14 protein-coding genes are annotated in these 15,365 nt (G+C 72.2%); 10 read left to right on the forward strand and 4 right to left on the reverse strand.

Annotation, left to right across the window (positions count from 1 at the left end):
• Positions 1 to 14: 14 nt before the first annotated feature.
• Together ABEG17_RS11085 and ABEG17_RS11090 are read right to left on the reverse strand one after the other, a co-directional pair.
• Positions 15 to 1,226: a DUF5667 domain-containing protein gene (locus ABEG17_RS11085; RefSeq protein ID WP_406829531.1), complete on the reverse strand. Its 1,212-nt coding sequence runs from the start codon at positions 1,224 to 1,226 to the stop codon at positions 15 to 17.
• Between the two features lie 132 nt (positions 1,227 to 1,358).
• The gene (locus ABEG17_RS11090; RefSeq protein ID WP_406829532.1) at positions 1,359 to 2,057 is read right to left on the reverse strand and encodes a sigma-70 family RNA polymerase sigma factor; all 699 of its coding nucleotides are present in this window, start codon (positions 2,055 to 2,057) and stop codon (positions 1,359 to 1,361) included.
• Between the two features lie 313 nt (positions 2,058 to 2,370).
• Between ABEG17_RS11090 and ABEG17_RS11095 the strand changes: the two genes are divergently transcribed.
• The 6 genes from ABEG17_RS11095 (at position 2,371) to hemB (ending at position 8,594) form a co-directional block, all read left to right on the forward strand.
• Positions 2,371 to 2,640 carry a glutaredoxin family protein gene (locus ABEG17_RS11095; RefSeq protein WP_406829533.1) on the forward strand — a complete coding sequence of 90 codons (270 nt, stop codon included), beginning with the start codon at positions 2,371 to 2,373 and terminating at the stop codon, positions 2,638 to 2,640.
• 219 nt (positions 2,641 to 2,859) lie between these two features.
• A complete protein-coding gene (locus tag ABEG17_RS11100) occupies positions 2,860 to 3,549 on the forward strand; it encodes a redox-sensing transcriptional repressor Rex (protein WP_406829534.1) in 690 nt (229 codons plus the stop codon).
• Positions 3,546 to 4,853, forward strand: coding sequence for a glutamyl-tRNA reductase (locus ABEG17_RS11105; RefSeq protein ID WP_406829535.1), 1,308 nt, complete (start codon positions 3,546 to 3,548; stop codon positions 4,851 to 4,853). The genes ABEG17_RS11100 and ABEG17_RS11105 overlap by 4 nt, the downstream gene beginning before the upstream one ends.
• Entirely contained in the window at positions 4,850 to 5,965 is a 1,116-nt protein-coding gene (gene hemC, locus ABEG17_RS11110; protein ID WP_406829536.1) for a hydroxymethylbilane synthase, read from the forward strand. Before ABEG17_RS11105 ends, hemC begins: the two co-directional genes overlap by 4 nt.
• Positions 5,962 to 7,587, forward strand: coding sequence for a uroporphyrinogen-III synthase (locus ABEG17_RS11115; protein ID WP_406829537.1), 1,626 nt, complete (start codon positions 5,962 to 5,964; stop codon positions 7,585 to 7,587). Before hemC ends, ABEG17_RS11115 begins: the two co-directional genes overlap by 4 nt.
• A 5-nt stretch (positions 7,588 to 7,592) precedes the next feature.
• Entirely contained in the window at positions 7,593 to 8,594 is a 1,002-nt protein-coding gene (gene hemB / locus ABEG17_RS11120; protein WP_406829538.1) for a porphobilinogen synthase, read from the forward strand.
• Positions 8,595 to 8,664: 70 nt separating this feature from the next.
• Here hemB and ABEG17_RS11125 read toward each other — a convergent pair whose 3' ends face one another.
• Positions 8,665 to 10,008 (reverse strand): 6-phospho-beta-glucosidase, encoded by a 1,344-nt coding sequence (locus ABEG17_RS11125; protein WP_406829539.1) that lies wholly within the window; start codon positions 10,006 to 10,008, stop codon positions 8,665 to 8,667.
• Positions 10,005 to 10,844: a DeoR/GlpR family DNA-binding transcription regulator gene (locus ABEG17_RS11130; protein WP_406829540.1), complete on the reverse strand. Its 840-nt coding sequence runs from the start codon at positions 10,842 to 10,844 to the stop codon at positions 10,005 to 10,007. The genes ABEG17_RS11125 and ABEG17_RS11130 overlap by 4 nt, the downstream gene beginning before the upstream one ends.
• 108 nt (positions 10,845 to 10,952) lie before the next feature.
• Between ABEG17_RS11130 and ABEG17_RS11135 the strand changes: the two genes are divergently transcribed.
• The 4 genes from ABEG17_RS11135 to ABEG17_RS11150 all read left to right on the forward strand — a co-directional run bounded on the left by ABEG17_RS11135 (position 10,953) and on the right by ABEG17_RS11150 (position 15,353).
• Entirely contained in the window at positions 10,953 to 12,119 is a 1,167-nt protein-coding gene (locus ABEG17_RS11135; protein ID WP_406833181.1) for a carbohydrate kinase family protein, read from the forward strand.
• Positions 12,120 to 12,217: 98 nt separating this feature from the next.
• Positions 12,218 to 13,576 carry an extracellular solute-binding protein gene (locus tag ABEG17_RS11140; RefSeq protein WP_406829541.1) on the forward strand — a complete coding sequence of 453 codons (1,359 nt, stop codon included), beginning with the start codon at positions 12,218 to 12,220 and terminating at the stop codon, positions 13,574 to 13,576.
• A 2-nt stretch (positions 13,577 to 13,578) separates the two neighbouring features.
• A complete protein-coding gene (locus ABEG17_RS11145; RefSeq protein WP_406829542.1) occupies positions 13,579 to 14,520 on the forward strand; it encodes a carbohydrate ABC transporter permease in 942 nt (313 codons plus the stop codon).
• Positions 14,517 to 15,353, forward strand: coding sequence for a carbohydrate ABC transporter permease (locus ABEG17_RS11150; protein WP_406829544.1), 837 nt, complete (start codon positions 14,517 to 14,519; stop codon positions 15,351 to 15,353). The genes ABEG17_RS11145 and ABEG17_RS11150 overlap by 4 nt, the downstream gene beginning before the upstream one ends.
• The last annotated feature ends 12 nt before the right edge of the window (positions 15,354 to 15,365 follow it).

Genomic DNA, 15,365 nt, shown 5'->3' on the forward strand with positions numbered 1-15,365 from the left:
CTACTGGGCAGGTGTCAGGGAAGTGTGATGGTCGCGCCCGGCAGCGTCACGGGTCCCAGCGTGGAACCCGGGACGGTGGCCGTCACCCCGCCGGTGCCGACGCTCGCCGACGGCAGCGGCACCGAGACCGTGCCGGAGGGCAGGGGCAACGTCGCCGTGATCGTGGGCAGGTGGGCCGTGGCGCCGCCGGTCGAGAGGGTGGCGCCGGTGCCGCTGTCGCCGAGGGTGACCCCACCGGTGCCTGCGGTGACGCCGGGCTGCGGTGCGCCCAGGCCGCCCACTCCGCCGGCTCCACCCGTGACCGGCGCCTGGGGGACGGTGATGGTGCCGGGCACCGGTGCGGGGGAGGACGTGGGGCTCGACCGCGCGGTCCGCGTCGGGCTGCCGGCGCCCCGCGTGGTCGCCAGGCTCGGCAGCGAGCTCGGACCCAGGCTGGACGTCAGGGCCTCCCCGCACGGGGTGCCGCACGCCGCGACCCGGCGCGCGGTGGCGAGCTGCGACTCGCGCAGCAGGGACTCCAGGCGGCCCAGCGCCGGGAGGGAGGCCACGGGCACCTCGGTGCGCAGCGCCTCGACCTGGGGTAGGGCGCGGGCGGTGAAGTCGCGCTCGGCGAGCAGGGCCTGCGGGTTCCCGGTGGTGGCGTAGTCGCGGTCGAGGGCGCGCTGTCCGCCCTGCACCGAGCTGGCTGCCGCGGCCAGGGCGACATCGATGTCGTGGCTGTCGGGGTCGGGCCGGGAGGCGAGCTCGCGGCTGTCCGAGATGTGCTCCTGGGCCTGCCCGAGGTAGGTCGTGCCCCGCTCGTAGTCACTGGTGGCGAGGCGGACCGCGACGCCGTCGATCCAGCTCTTCACGGGATACAACGAATCTCCCGGCACCGCGGTGCGGGAGGCCACGCCGACCACTCCACCGATGAGGAGGGCGGACGCTGCAGCACCGGCGAGGGCGCGGGGCAGGCCACGACCGACGACGACGACCACGGGCGCCGCGGCTCGACGGGCAGCTGTGGCCCGGGCGGCCGGCGAGGCAGGGGTCGGCAGCGTCCGTGCCTCGGCCATCAGACGGACGCGCAGTGCTGCCACGAACTCGGCATCCGGACCGGGCGCCGGGACGCCCACGGACAGCAGGCGCCGACTGGTCTGCAGGAGCGGCTCGAGCTTCTCGTCGCCCGGGCGCTCGCCCTCCAGGGCTCGCTGGAAACGGTCAGCCGAGCGGTTCAGGACTGGCATGCCGACACCTCCCTCCCCAGCTCGGTCGCGGTCTTCCGTGCTGAGAACGACGTGCCGGGGCTGAAGTTACGCAGCCGAGCGATCCGTGGGTCGGCGGTCGATCCGAGGGCAGTGGCCGACGGCCCGTTGGGCTCAGAGGTCCACATCGGCGAGCTCCCGGTGCAGCGAACGGACCGCCCGCAGCTGCAGCTGCTTGACCGCCCCCTCGGACCTGCCGAGGACCTTGGCGGTCTCTGCGAGGCTCAGGCCCTGCAGGAACCGCAGGACGACGCACTCGGCCTGCTCGGGCCGCAGGTTCTTCACCGCGGTGAGCAGCCGCTCGTCGCGCAGCCGGGCGAGCACCTCCTGGTCCGGGCCGTCCACCCGCCGGTCGGCGTCGAGCATGTCGGCAGTGGTCACCTCCATGCGGAAGCGCGCCGACTTGGCGTTGTCGGTGATGAGGTTGCGGGCGATGGTGATGAACCACGCCGCGATGTCGCGGCCCTGCCAGGAGAACGAGTCCATCCGCCGCAGCGCCCGCAGGAAGGTCTCGGAGGTGATGTCCTCGGCGAGCTGCTGGCCCCCGACGCGGACGTAGACGTAGCGGTAGACGACGTCGACGTAGCGCTCGTAGAGCATGCCGAACGCCTCGGCGTCGCCACCCTGCGCGAGCTCGACCAGCGCGCTGATGCGTTCGAAGTCCTGAGGTGCCTCACCGGGCCCGAACCCGGCTCGGGCTGCCCGCCCACGGTCGGCGTTGCCACCGCTCCCGCCGCCCAGGGTGCCGGCGTCGCCCGCGATGCTGAGGACGGTCTGGAGCTGGTCGAGGAAGGCCCGCGTCGCCGGTCCCATCCCGTGCCCGTCGGGGACGCCGTGCCCGCCGGGGGCGGCGGCTCGGCCAGGCCCCCACCCCGCAGCGCTCGAGCCACCCACCGTCGTGGGAACGACCGTCGGGATGGCGCAGACGGCAGCGCGGAGCCCCGCGAACGGGTCCGCGGCACGGCGACGTGGGTGTTTCCAGATGGGGGAACCTCCTGGTCGGACAGTTTCGCCGATCCCGAGGCGTTTGTCAGGAGACCTGCGCCACAGTCGTACGCACCTGTAGCCCGTCGCACGGCAACTCATGGACCGGCGATCAGCCCATGACGCGGCATACGCTTGGCTCGTGCCCGAACCCACGCAGAGCGACGAGCGCGCACAGCCCCGGATCCGGTTGCTCGGCAAGCCCGGCTGCCACCTGTGCGACGACGCCCGTGCCGTGGTCGCCCGAGTGGCGGCAGACCTGGGCGTCGACTGGGTCGAGGACTCGGTGCTCGACGATCCCGCCCTGATGGAGCGGTACGGCGAGCAGATCCCGGTGACGTTCGTCGACGGCCGGCAGCACGACTACTGGCGGGTCGACGAGGCCCGTCTCCGCGCTGCCCTGCAGGGCTGAGCCCGAAGGCGCGCAGCGAGGGGCATCCATACCCTTGCCAGGCGCCCCCGCCATCCCTGTCCGTGGGGCCCTGAGGGGCGCGTGGTGACGTGGCTCACGCGGGTCCGCAGGTGCCTGCTTGTGACTTTGTGCATCGGTTCACAAAGGCGTAATCTGGCTGGCGCAGCCCGCGTCAGCCAGGTGCGGACGCTGCATGAACTGAAGGAGCCGGAGAAGACGTTGTCTGCCGACCCGAGCGCTCGTCGGGGCATCCCCGACGCCACGGTGGCACGGTTGCCGGAGTACCTGCGCGCCCTGACGGGGTTCGCGGAGCGAGGCATCACCTCGGTCTCCTCCGAGGAGCTGGCCGCTGCCGCCGGAGTCCGCAGTGCCAAGCTCCGCAAGGATCTGTCCCACCTCGGGTCCTACGGCGTCCGCGGCGTCGGCTACGAGGTGGACCACCTCGCCTACCAGATCTCGCGCGAGCTCGGCCTCACCCAGGACTGGCCCGTGGCCATCGTCGGCATGGGCAACCTCGGCCACGCGCTCGCCGCCTACAGCGGTTTCGCGACCCGGGGTTTCCGCGTCGTCGCGCTGCTCGACCAGGACACGGCCCTGCACGAGCAGGAGATCGCCGGCCTCCCCGTGCAGCCCATGGACACGCTCCCTTCGCTCGTCACCGACCAGGGCCTGGCCATCGGGGTCATCGCGACGCCCGCGGCCTCGGCGCAGTCGGTGTGCGACCAGCTCGTCGGCGCCGGTGTCCGCTCGATCCTCAACTTCGCCCCCTGCGTGCTCGTCGTCCCCGAGGGCGTCGACGTCCGCAAGGTCGACCTGTCCACCGAGCTGCAGATCCTCGCCTTCCACGAGCAGCGCAAGTCGCTCGCGGCACAGGGCGCCCTCGACGTCGCCGCGGTGGTCGCCCGATGAGCCTGGTGATCCTCGGCCTGTCCCACCACACTGCCCCGCTGCCGCTGCTCGAGTCGATGTCCCTGGGCCCGGAGGGGCGCTCGGAGCTCGCAGCCAACCTGTTCAGCCGCGACAACCTCTCGGAGGTCACCGTGGTCTCCACGTGCAACCGCACCGAGGTGTATGCCGAGTCCCTCACCTTCCACGGTGCGGTCACCGACATCACCGACGCGCTCACCGAGGTGACCGGGGTGTCGCGCGACGAGCTGCGTGAGCACCTCTACGTGCACTACGAGGACCGCGCCATCGCGCACGCCTTCACCGTGGCCTGCGGCCTGGACTCGATGGCGGTCGGTGAGGCCCAGATCCTCGGCCAGATGCGCACCTCGCTGCGCGAGGCCCAGCGCGCCGGCCACGCCGGGTCCTCGCTCAACACCTTGTTCCAGCAGGCGCTGCGCGTCGGCAAGCGGGCCCACACCGAGACCGGCATCGACTCGGTGAGCGTGTCCCTCGTCGAGGCCGGGCTGTCCCGGGCCGAGCGCGAGCTCGGCAACCTCTCGGGTCTGGACGTCCTGGTCGTCGGAGCCGGCGGCATGAGCTCGCTCGCCGCGGCCACGGTGTCGCGTCGAGGTGTGCGCTCGCTGACGATCGTCAACCGCACCCTGTCCAAGGCCACCCGGCTGGCCGAGCGCACCGGCGGCACGGCGCGCCCGCTCGCCGACCTGGCCCGGGCGCTGGCGGGGGCTGACGTCGTGATCTCGTGCACGGGCTCGACCGGGGTCGTCGTCGACCTCGCCGGCGCCGCCGACGCCCAGGTGCTGCGGGCCGGCCGCCCGCAGGCCTACATCGACCTCGCGCTGCCGCACGACGTCGCCCCCGAGGTGGACTCGCTCAACGGTGTCAGCCTGGCCGGCCTCGCCTCCCTCGGCGCGGACCTGTCCGGCGGCGCGACCTCGAGCGAGGTCCAGGAGGTCGCCGACCTCGTCATCGGTGAGGTCGCCGCCTACCTCACCTCCCGCGCCGCCGAGACCGTCGCCCCGACGGTCGCCGCCCTGCGCTCGCACGCTGCTGACGTGGTCGCGGGCGAGCTGTCGCGCCTCGAGCAGCGGCTGCCCGGCCTCGACGAGACCCAGCGGGCCGAGGTGCAGCTCGCGGTGCACCGCATCGTCGAGAAGCTGCTGCACACCCCCACCGTCCGCGTGAAGGAGCTCGCCGTGGGCGGTCACGGCGACGGGTACGCGCAGGCCCTGCGAGAGCTGTTCGACCTGGGCCCTGGCGAGGCCGTCACTGCGTCCGTGCCGCCCCAGCGTGGAGGTATGCCGTGAGCGCCACCTCCACGACGGCACCCGCCACCGGACCGGCGCAGGCGAGACAGCCGTTGACGCTGCGGCTGGGCACCCGCCGCAGCGCGCTGGCCACGACCCAGTCCTCCTGGGTCGCCGACCGCCTGCGGGCCCTCGGCCACACGGTGGACCTCGTCACCATCGTCACCGAGGGCGACACCTCGAGCGAGTCCCTGTCGAGCCTGGGCGGGACGGGCGTCTTCGCCGCAGCCCTGCGACGAGCGCTCCTCGCTGGGCAGGTCGACTTCGCCGTCCACTCGCTCAAGGACCTGCCCACCGCGCCCGAGCCCGGACTGGCGATCGCCGCCGTCCCGGTCCGTGAAGACCCGCGTGACGTCCTGGTCGCCTCCGACGGCCGCACCCTCGGTGAGCTGGGGGAGGGCGCCGTCGTCGGCACGGGTTCCCCGCGCCGCGTCGCGCAGCTGGCCGCACTCGGGATGGGCCTGTCCTTCAGGGACATCCGCGGCAACGTCGACACCCGCATCTCGATGGTCCACGACGGCGCCCTCGACGCCGTGGTCCTGGCCCGCGCCGGGCTGGCCCGGCTCGGGCGCCTCGACGAGGTGACCGAGTCGATCGACCCCCTGCAGATGCTGCCCGCGCCCGGGCAGGGCGCCCTCGCCGTCGAGTGCCGCGAGGACGACGAGACCACGCGTGCCGCGCTCGCCGTGCTCGACGACCCCGACACCCGCGCCTGCGTGAGCGCCGAACGAGCCGTGCTGGCCGCGCTCGAGGCCGGCTGCTCGGCGCCGGTCGGTGCGTTGGCCGAGGTCGTCGAGGGTGAGGACGGCCTCGAGCTGTCGCTGCGCGCCTTCGTCGGTGCCGTCGACGGCTCGGTCGACCTGAGGCGTTCGCTGGTCGGCCCCGTCGCCGAAGCGACCGCACTCGGCCACCGCCTCGCCGAGGTCCTCCTTGAGGACGGCGCCGACGTGCTGCGCGGGCCGGAGGACCGACCGCCGACCCCGACCACCGGGTCGACCGCCCCGGCCACCAGCCTCCACCGGCCACCCGACCCACCAGGGGCGAACGGAGCTCCTCCGCTCGCCGCCCCCGACCGCCGCCCAGAAAACGACAGCACGGAGCGTGCCACGTGAGCCCCACGCGCACCCAGCCCACCACCAAGCCCACCCGCCAGCCGGGTCGAGTCGCCTTCGTCGGCGCCGGCCCCGGCGACGCGGGTCTGATGACCCTGCGCTCGATCGAGTTCCTCGCCAGGGCTGACGTCGTCGTCATCGACCAGGTCGCCCGCGAGGACGTCGTCGCCCGCCACTGCCGACCGGACGTCGAGGTCGTCGACGCCGGCCACGGCGACCACGGACAGCCGCTCACCCACGCGATGCGGGCCAAGCTCGTCGTCAAGGCCGCCAAGGCCGCCCAGGGTGGGCTGGTCGTCCGCCTCATGGACGGCGACCCGGCTACCTTCAACGGCCTCGCCGAGGAGGCCCTTGCCTGCCAGAAGGCCGGCATCGGCTTCGACATCGTCCCCGGCGTCAGCGCCGTCTCCGCGGTCCCGGCCTACGCAGGCATCCCGCTGACCTCGAGCAGCTCCCCTGCGGTCCACGTCATCGCGGCCAACGACCGGTCCGTCGACTGGTCCGCCTCGGCGACCGAGTCGGTCACCGTCGTGCTGCTCGGGGCCCCGGACGACCTGTCCGGTGCCCTGGCCAAGCTGCTGGCCGCCGGACGTCCCGCGTCGAGCCCGGTCGCCCTGACCGAGCGCGGCACCACGATCCGCCAGTCGACGCGCGTCACCACGCTCGGCGAGGTCGCCACGGCCATGAAGACCGTGGAGTTCCCGGCCCTGGCCGTGGTCAGCTCGACGGTCAGCCTGCGCGAGCAGCTGTCGTGGTTCGAGACCAAGCCGTTGTTCGGCTGGAACGTCCTGGTCCCGCGGACCAAGGAGCAGTCCGGCGGGACCATCGCGCGGCTGGAGTCCTACGGCGCCACCGCCGAGGTCGTCGCGACGATCAGTGTCGAGCCGCCGCGCACGCCCCAGCAGATGGAGCGCGCGGTCAAGGGCCTGGTCACCGGGCGCTACGAGTGGATCGGCTTCACCTCCGTCAACGCCGTCAAGGCGGTCCGCGAGAAGTTCGAGGAGTTCGGGCTCGACGCCCGCGCCTTCGCCGGTCTCAAGGTCGCTGCGGTGGGTGGTGTCACGGCCGAGGCCCTGCGCGAGTGGGGCATCGTGCCCGACCTGGTGCCGTCCGGCGAGAAGTCGGCGAACGGCCTGCTGGCCGACTGGCCGCCCTTCGACGAGGTGCTCGACCCCATCAACCGGGTGTTCCTGCCCCGCGCCGACATCGCGACCGACACCCTCGTCGCGGGCCTGGTGGAGATGGGCTGGGAGGTCGACGACGTGACCGCCTACCGGACCGTCCGCGCCGCCCCGCCGGCCGCCGAGATCCGTGAGGCCATCAAGGGCGGTCAGTTCGACGCCGCGGTCTTCACCTCGTCCTCCACGGTGCGCAACCTCGTCGGCATTGCCGGCAAGCCGCACCCGTCGACGGTCATCGCCTGCATCGGTCCGGCCACCGCGAAGGCTGCCGAGGAGCACGGCCTGCGGGTCGACGTCCTGGCGCCAGAGGCGTCCTCGAACGCCCTGGTCGACGCCCTGGCCGACTACGGCCTGGGGCTCGCCGCAGCCGCCGCCGAGGCCGGCGAGGACGTGGTGCGTCCGAGCGCCAAGAAGGCCTCGTCGCGTCGCCGGGCCAAGTGACCGCGGTGACGGCAGCTGAGGCACGCTTCCCGGCGGGGCCGGTCATCCGACCCCGCCGGCTGCGGCAGTCCCCGGCGGTTCGCCGGCTCGTCGCCGAGACCCGGCTGCACCCGGCCGAGCTCGTCCTGCCGGTGTTCGTCCGCGAGGGCATCACGGAGCCGGTCGCCATCACGGCCATGCCGGGCGTCGTCCAGCACACCGTCGAGTCCCTCGTCGCCGAGGCGCACCGTGCTGTCGAGGCCGGGCTCGGCGGACTGATGCTCTTCGGGGTCCCCGAGCACAAGGACGCCACCGGCACCGGTGCCGACGACCCCGAAGGCATCCTCAACGTCGGGCTGCGCGCCGTCGCCGACGCCGTCGGTGACCAGCTCGTCGTCATGGCCGACCTGTGCCTCGACGAGTTCACCGACCACGGCCACTGCGGTGTGCTCACCCCGGACGGGCGCGTGGACAACGACGCGACCCTGGAGCGGTATGCCGCGATGGGCCTCGCGCAGGCCCGCGCCGGCGCAGCCGTGCTCGGCCTCTCCGGGATGATGGACGGCCAGGTGGCGTTCGTCCGCGACGCGCTCGACGCAGAGGGCTTCACCGACACGGTCATCCTCGCCTACTCGGCGAAGTACACCTCCGGCCTCTACGGTCCGTTCCGCGAGGCCGTGCAGTCGTCGCTGCAGGGAGACCGTGCGACCTACCAGCAGGACCCGGCCAACGCTACGGAGTCGCTGCGCGAGCTCGAGCTCGACATCGCCGAGGGCGCTGACATCGTCATGGTCAAGCCCGCCGGGCCGCACCTCGACATCGTCGCGGCGGCGGCTGCCATGTCGCCGGTTCCTGTTGCGGCGTACCAGATCTCGGGGGAGTACAGCCAGATCGTGGCTGCCGCCGACAACGGCTGGATCGACCGCGAGCGGGTGATGATGGAGTCGCTCATCGGCATCCGTCGCGCCGGCGCGCAGATCATCCTGACCTACTTCGCGTTCGACGCCGCCGCCCTTCTCGGTCTTTGAGGGATCTGGCGCGCTCTGGCGCGCCGGATCCCTCAAAGACCCGCGGGTGGGGCTGCGGTGCGGCGCTGCGTCAGCGGGGGGCGAACACCGCGTCGACGGCCGGGATCCTGGCGCGGTAGCCCCGCAGCAGCTCCCGGGCGACGGTCACCGAGTCGACCAGCGGGTGGAGCGCGAAGGCCTCGACCGCCTCTCGCTCGTCACCGGTCGCGGACGCCGAGATGGTCAGCCGCTCGACGCCCTTGACCTGCAGCACGAGACCGAGCTGGTGCGGCGTCAGCGCGCTGACGGTCAGGGGTCGAGGTCCGTCGGAGTCGACCGTGCACGGCACCTCGACGACGGCGTCCTCCGGGACGCCCGGGACGGCTCCGCGGTTGCGGACGTTGAGGATCAGCGAGGCGGGCTCGCCGCGGGAGATGGCCGCCATGATGGCCAGGGCCACCCCCTCGTAGCCGCCGCCCTGGACGTCGTGCTCGTCGCGCTCCTCGCCCTCCTCGCGGGCCTCCTTCATGTAGGTCGCGTTGCGCTCCATCCGGACCCGGTCCCACTCGCCGAGGGCGTCGGGCGGTGAGGCCGCCATGGCGGCGTAGAAGCGGCGCTGCTGGTCCAGGAGGTACTCGCCGCGGGTCTGGTCGGCGCCGGTGATCGAGGCGACCGCGTCGCGGGTGAAGTAGTAGTAGTAGAGGTACTCGTTGGGGATGGCGCCCAGGGTGCGGATCCAGTCGAGGCCGAAGAGCTGGCCCTCCTCCATCGAGCCGAGCAGCCGGTCGTCGGCGAGCAGCCGGGGCAGCACGTCCTCGCCGCCGGAGTGGACCCCGCGGAGCCAGCCGAGGTGGTTGAGACCGACGTAGTCGACGGTCGTGCTCAGCGGGTCCAGCCCGAGGGTCGCGGCGGCCCGGCGGCCGAGCCCGATGGGGGAGTCGCAGATGCCGACCACCCGGTCGCCGAGGACCTGCTGCATCGCCTCGGTGATCATGCCGGCGGGGTTGGTGAAGTTGATGACCCACGCATCGGGGGCGACCTCTCGGACGCGTTCGGCGACGTGGCGGGCCACGGGCAGCGTGCGCAGACCGAACGACAGCCCGCCGGGACCGGTGGTCTCCTGGCCGAGCAGCCCGAGGTCGAGCGCGACGCGTTCGTCCTGCGTGCGCCCCTCGAGGCCGCCGACGCGGATCGCGGAGAAGACGAAGTCGGCCCCCGTGAGCGCCTCGTCGAGGTCGGTCGTCGTGAGCACCGACGGCGGGTCGTCGTGACCGGCGCCCATCTGGGCCAGGACGCGACCGATGGCCTCGAGCCGTGACTCGTCGACGTCGTGCAGGCGCACCTCGTCGACCCGGTGCTCGTGGTGGTCGGTGAGCAGTGCCCCGTAGACCAGCGGGGTCCGGAACCCCCCGCCCCCCAGGATCGCGAGCCTCATACGACGTGGACCTCCGTGCCTGCCGCGCGAGCGGCGTCGAGGGTGGGGCCGTGGGCCCCGGTGGTGGTGATGACGGCATCGAACTCGTCGAGCCCGCAGACGCGCAGCGCGCCGGTGCCGGGGAACTTGTGGTGGTCGACGAGGAGCACCGACCGCTGGGAGGTGGCGAGCAGGGCGCGCTTGACGGGCACCTCGACCAGGGTGGTGTCCAGGACCGTCCCGTCGGCCGCGACGCCGCTCGCCCCGAGGAAGGCACAGTTGGCGCGCACCTGGCGCAGGGCGTCCTCGGTGAGGGCGCCGACCATGGAGTGGTAGGTCCGGCGGACGATCCCGCCGAGCAGGACGAGCTCGACCTGCGGGTCGTCGCGCAGCACGTCGAGGACGGCCAGGCTGGCCGTGACCACCGTGACCGGGCGCCCACGCAGCTCGCGGGCGAGCATCATCGTCGTCGTGCCGATGTCGAGGATGACGCAGTCGCCGTCGGCCACCATCGCCGCCGCCCGGACCGCCACGGCCCGCTTGTCCTCGGCGTCGCTGGCCGCCACCTCGGCGAACCCCCGCACGGCGTCGGCGTCGTTCTCCGGGGAGGCCAGGGCGGGTACGTGACCGGCCCCGTTGACGCCCACCTCCAGGACCGCCCCGCCGTGGACGCGGCGCAGCTCCCCGGCCGACTCGAGCTCGATGAGGTCTCGGCGGACCGTCGCCAGGCTGACGTCGCAGAGCGCGGCCAGCTCCTCCGTGGAGGCGAGGCCGTGGGAGTGCAGCCGCTCGACGATCGATCGCTGCCGGGTGACCCGCATGAAGGCAACATAACAATCACTTCCGCGCAGCAACATGCACGACACTGAAGAATCGTGATCGGTCTTGCTTGTCTAGGCCGGGCCAACAGGGCATTCTGGCCAACAGGCCCACCGACGAACAGGAGCCCGCAGGTGCCCGAACAGGTGCCCCACCAGCAGCCCGACGTCCCGCTCACCGGGGCGGCGGACCGCGAGGAGCAGGTCTACGACCCCCTCGCGTCGCTGCGCACCCCCGGTGCCCCAGAGCTCGACGTCCTCATCTGGGGGACGGTCTTCCTCGACATCATCTTCACCGGTCTGGACGCCCTCCCCGAGGACGGCCAGGAGGTCTGGGCCGACGGTATGGGGTCGTGCCCCGGGGGGATCGCCAACCTCGCCGTCGCTGCTCGTCGCCTCGGCCTGCGCACCTCGCTGGCCGCCGCCTTCGGTGACGACGCGTACGGAGACTTCTGCTGGGAGACCCTGGCCGACAACGAGCACGTGGACCTGAGCCGGTCGCAGCGCTTCGAGGGCTGGCACTCGCCCGTCACCGTCTCGATGGCCGTCAACCGCGACCGCGGCATGGTCAGCCACGGGCACGCGCCGCCGCTCGGTCCGGCCGAGCTCATCGGCACCCCGCCGCCGACCAGGGCGGTCATGGTCGAGCTCTCCGAGCAGCGTCCCCTGATCGGCGACTCCGAGCCCACCTGGGTGCAGCAGGCCCAGGCCGCCGGCTCGCTCGTCTTCGCCGACGTGGGCTGGGACCCCAGCGGGCGCTGGTCCACCGAGGTCCTCGACCAGCTCGCGGTCTGCCACGGCTTCCTGCCCAACGCCGGTGAGGCGATGGCCTACACCCGCACCAGCACCCCGCACGAGGCGCTCTACGCCCTGGCCGATCGCGTGCCCCTCGCCGTCGTCACCAACGGCGAGTCCGGCGCGCTGGCCATCGACTCGGCCACCGGCGAGGAGGCCGTCGTGCCTGCCCTGCGCGTCCCGGCCATGGACCCCACCGGTGCCGGTGACGTCTTCGGTGCCTCGATCGTTCTGGGCACGCTTGCCGGGTGGCCCCTGCAGCAGCGCCTCGCGTTCGCCGCGCTGTGCTCGTCGCTGTCGGTGCAGCAGTTCGGTGGCAGCCTCGCGGCCCCCGGCTGGGGCGACATCGCCGACTGGTGGACCCAGCGGCGGGCCTCCGGCGACGCCAGCTCCTACCACCAGTCGCTGCTGCGCCGGTATGCCTTCCTCGACGACCTCGTCCCCACCATCCCGGTCGGTGCCGGTCGCCGCGCCACCGCCACCATCGCCCGCCACGTCGACGTTGAGGGCTACCCGTGAGCCGCAGCCTGTCGCATGCCGACCACCACGCCGAACTCCCTTCCAGCACAGCCGGCCCCGCGCCATACCCGTCATCATCATCATCAAGGAGACCCCGAATGAGGAACCGCCCCACGATCCTGCTGGCCACCGCGGGCCTGGTCGGCGCAGCAGCCCTCGCTGCCTGCACGCCGGGCTCGAACGCCGACACCAAGGGCGCGACCCCGACCGGGCAGGTGTCGACCGACGCGTCCAAGCTCGGTGACGTGACCCTGACGGTCTGGGACCAGGAGGTCCGTGGGGGGCAGGCGGCCCAGATCGAGGAGCTCAACAAGGAGTTCCAGGCGAAGTACCCCAACATCAAGCTCAAGCGGGTCACGCGCTCGTTCGACGACCTCAAGACGACGCTCAAGCTGGCGCTGTCGGGCAACACCCCGCCCGACGTCTTCGAGGCCAACAACGGCCGCCCCGACATGGGCTCGTTCGTCCAGGCCGGGCAGCTGCTCCCGCTGGACAAGTACTCCACCGCCTACGGCTGGGACAAGCGGTACCCCGAGTCCGTGCGCAAGTACTCGTCCTACAGCCAGGACGGCAAGACGTTCGGCGACGGCAACCTCTACGGCCTCCCGCAGGTCGGTGAGGTGGTCGGCATCTACGCCAACACCGACCTCCTCAAGAAGGCCGGCGTCAACGAGGTCCCCAAGACGTGGTCCGACTTCGAGTCCAGCCTCGGCGCCATCAAGAGCGCCGGTGAGCAGCCGCTCGTCCTGGGCAACCTCGACAAGTGGCCGGCCATCCACGTGTTCGGCACGGTTCAGGCGCAGAACGCCAAGCCCGACGCGATCCGCACCCTCGGCTTCGGTCAGAAGGGCGGCACGTGGAAGACCCCGGAGAACACCAAGGCCGCGCAGACGCTCGTCGACTGGGTGGACAAGGGCTACTTCGCCAAGGACGTCAACGGCCTGGGTTACGACCCGGCGTGGCAGGCGTTCTCCAAGGGCAAGGGCGCCTACCTCATCGCCGGCACCTGGCTGCAGGCCGACCTCGGCAAGGCCATGGGCGACAAGGTGACCTTCACCCTCCCTCCGGCTGCGGCGGGCACCCCGGTCGCGACCGGTGGAACGGGCCTGCCGTGGGCGGTCTCGAGCAAGAGCAAGCACCCTGACGCGGCCGCGGCCTACATCAACTTCATCACGAGCAAGGACGCCATGGGCGTGCTCGCGAAGAACGACAACCTGCCCATCGCCGACACGGCCGACCAGACCGCCGGCGATGCCCTCGGCAAGGACGTCTTCGCGGCGTTCGGGACCGCGGTGAAGGACGACTCGCTCGTGCCCTACCTCGACTACGCGACGCCGACGATGGCGGACACCCTCGGTGCCTCGTTGCAGGACCTGCTCGCGAAGAAGGCGACGCCGGCCCAGTTCCTCGACACCGTCGAGAAGGACTACAGCGGGTTCGTCTCCTCGAACGGCTGAGGATGACGGCCCCCACGACCACGGGTCGGCCCGCGCGCTCCGGCGTGCCGGGCCGACCCCGGCGCGTCACCGGCCCGCCGGGCGAGCCGCGCAAGATCGCGTGGCTCTACCTGCTCCCCGCGTTCGCGGTGTATGCCGCGTTCCTGCTCTACCCGCTCGGGCGTGCGGTCCAGATCTCGTTCTACACCTGGAACGGCAACACCCTCGCGACGTGGGCGGGCCTGTCCAACTACGCCGACGTCCTGTCCGACCCGGCACTGCGGGCGTCGTTCGGCCACGCGCTGGTCCTCATGGTGTTCTACGCCGTGCTGCCCACGGTCATCGGACTCGGCCTGGCCGCGATCCTCAACCGGGCCAAGGTCCGTGGGCTCGGGTTCTTCCGCACGGTGGTCTTCCTGCCGCAGGTCGTGGCGATGGTCGTCATCGCCGTGGCCTGGCGCCGGATGTACGCCCCGGACGGGACGGTCAACTCCCTGCTCAGCGCCATCGGGCTGGACTCGCTGACCCGTGGCTGGCTCGGCGACTACACGGCGGCCCTTCCCGCGGTGGGCTTCATCGGCACGTGGTTCGAGATCGGGCTCGTGACGGTCCTGCTGCTCGCCGGTATGGGGCGCATCCCCGGTGAGCTGTACGAGGCCGCCCGCCTCGACGGCGCCGGCCCGTTCCGCGAGTTCTTCGCCGTGACGCTGCCCTCGGTGCGTGGCGAGATCTCGGTCGCCTTGACCCTGACCGTCATCGCGGCGCTGCGGACCTTCGACCTCGTCTACGTCACCACCCGCGGCGGCCCGGGGACGAGCACGTCGGTGCCGTCCTTCGAGGTCTACAACCGGGCCTTCCAGCAGGGCAAGGTCGGCTCGGCCGCGGCCATCGCCGTCGTCCTGACGCTCATCATCTTCGCCATCTCCTTCGGCATCACCCGGATCGCGGAACGGGGCGACCGATGAGGGTCTCGCGCGCCGAACGCACCGGCAACTACGTCATCCTCATCGCCTTCGCGATCTTCGCGCTGACGCCGGTCCTGACCATCCTCGGTGCCGCCCTCGGGCCCGACGACGCGGCGGGAGCCGGCGGGGGCGCGGTGAGCAGCGGCATCCTCGGGCTGCACCCCGGCAACTTCGCAAAGGCCTGGGACGTCGGCCACTTCGGCAGCTACCTGCGGACCAGCCTGCTCGTGTCGACGACCGTCGTCGTCATCAGCCTCCTGTTCTCGATCCTGGCCGGCTACGCGTTGGGCACCATGCGTTTTCGCGGTGCCACGGTGGTCTTCTACCTGTTCCTGCTCGGCATCATGATGCCCAGCGAGGCCGTCCTCGTCCCGCTCTACTACGACCTGCGGACGCTCGGCCTCACGGACACGCTCTGGGCCGTCGTCCTGCCCCAGGTCGCACAGTCGGTGGCGTTCGGCACGTTCTGGATGCGGGCCTACTTCCGCAGCTCGAGCCGCGCGCTGGTCGAGGCCGCCCGCCTCGACGGCGCCTCCACCTGGCGGATCCTGTGGCAGGTGCTCGTGCCGCTGGCCCGTCCCGCCGTCGTCACGCTGACGGTGCTGGTCTTCATGTGGACCTGGAACGAGTTCCTCATCCCCCTGGTCATGGTCGTCTCCGAGGACCTGCGCACCGCCCCGCTCGGCCTCGCCTTCTTCCAGGGCCAGTACACCCAGGGCTTCACCCTCCTCGCGGCCGGTGCGTGCATCGTCGCGACGCCCGTGGTCCTGCTCTACGTCTTCCTCCAGCGCCACTTCATCGCCGGGATGCTCGAGGGGGCAGTCCGGGAGTAACCATGCACCCAA

The organism is Pedococcus sp. KACC 23699, from assembly GCF_045348425.1.
Classification (GTDB): Bacteria; Actinomycetota; Actinomycetes; order Actinomycetales; family Dermatophilaceae; genus Pedococcus.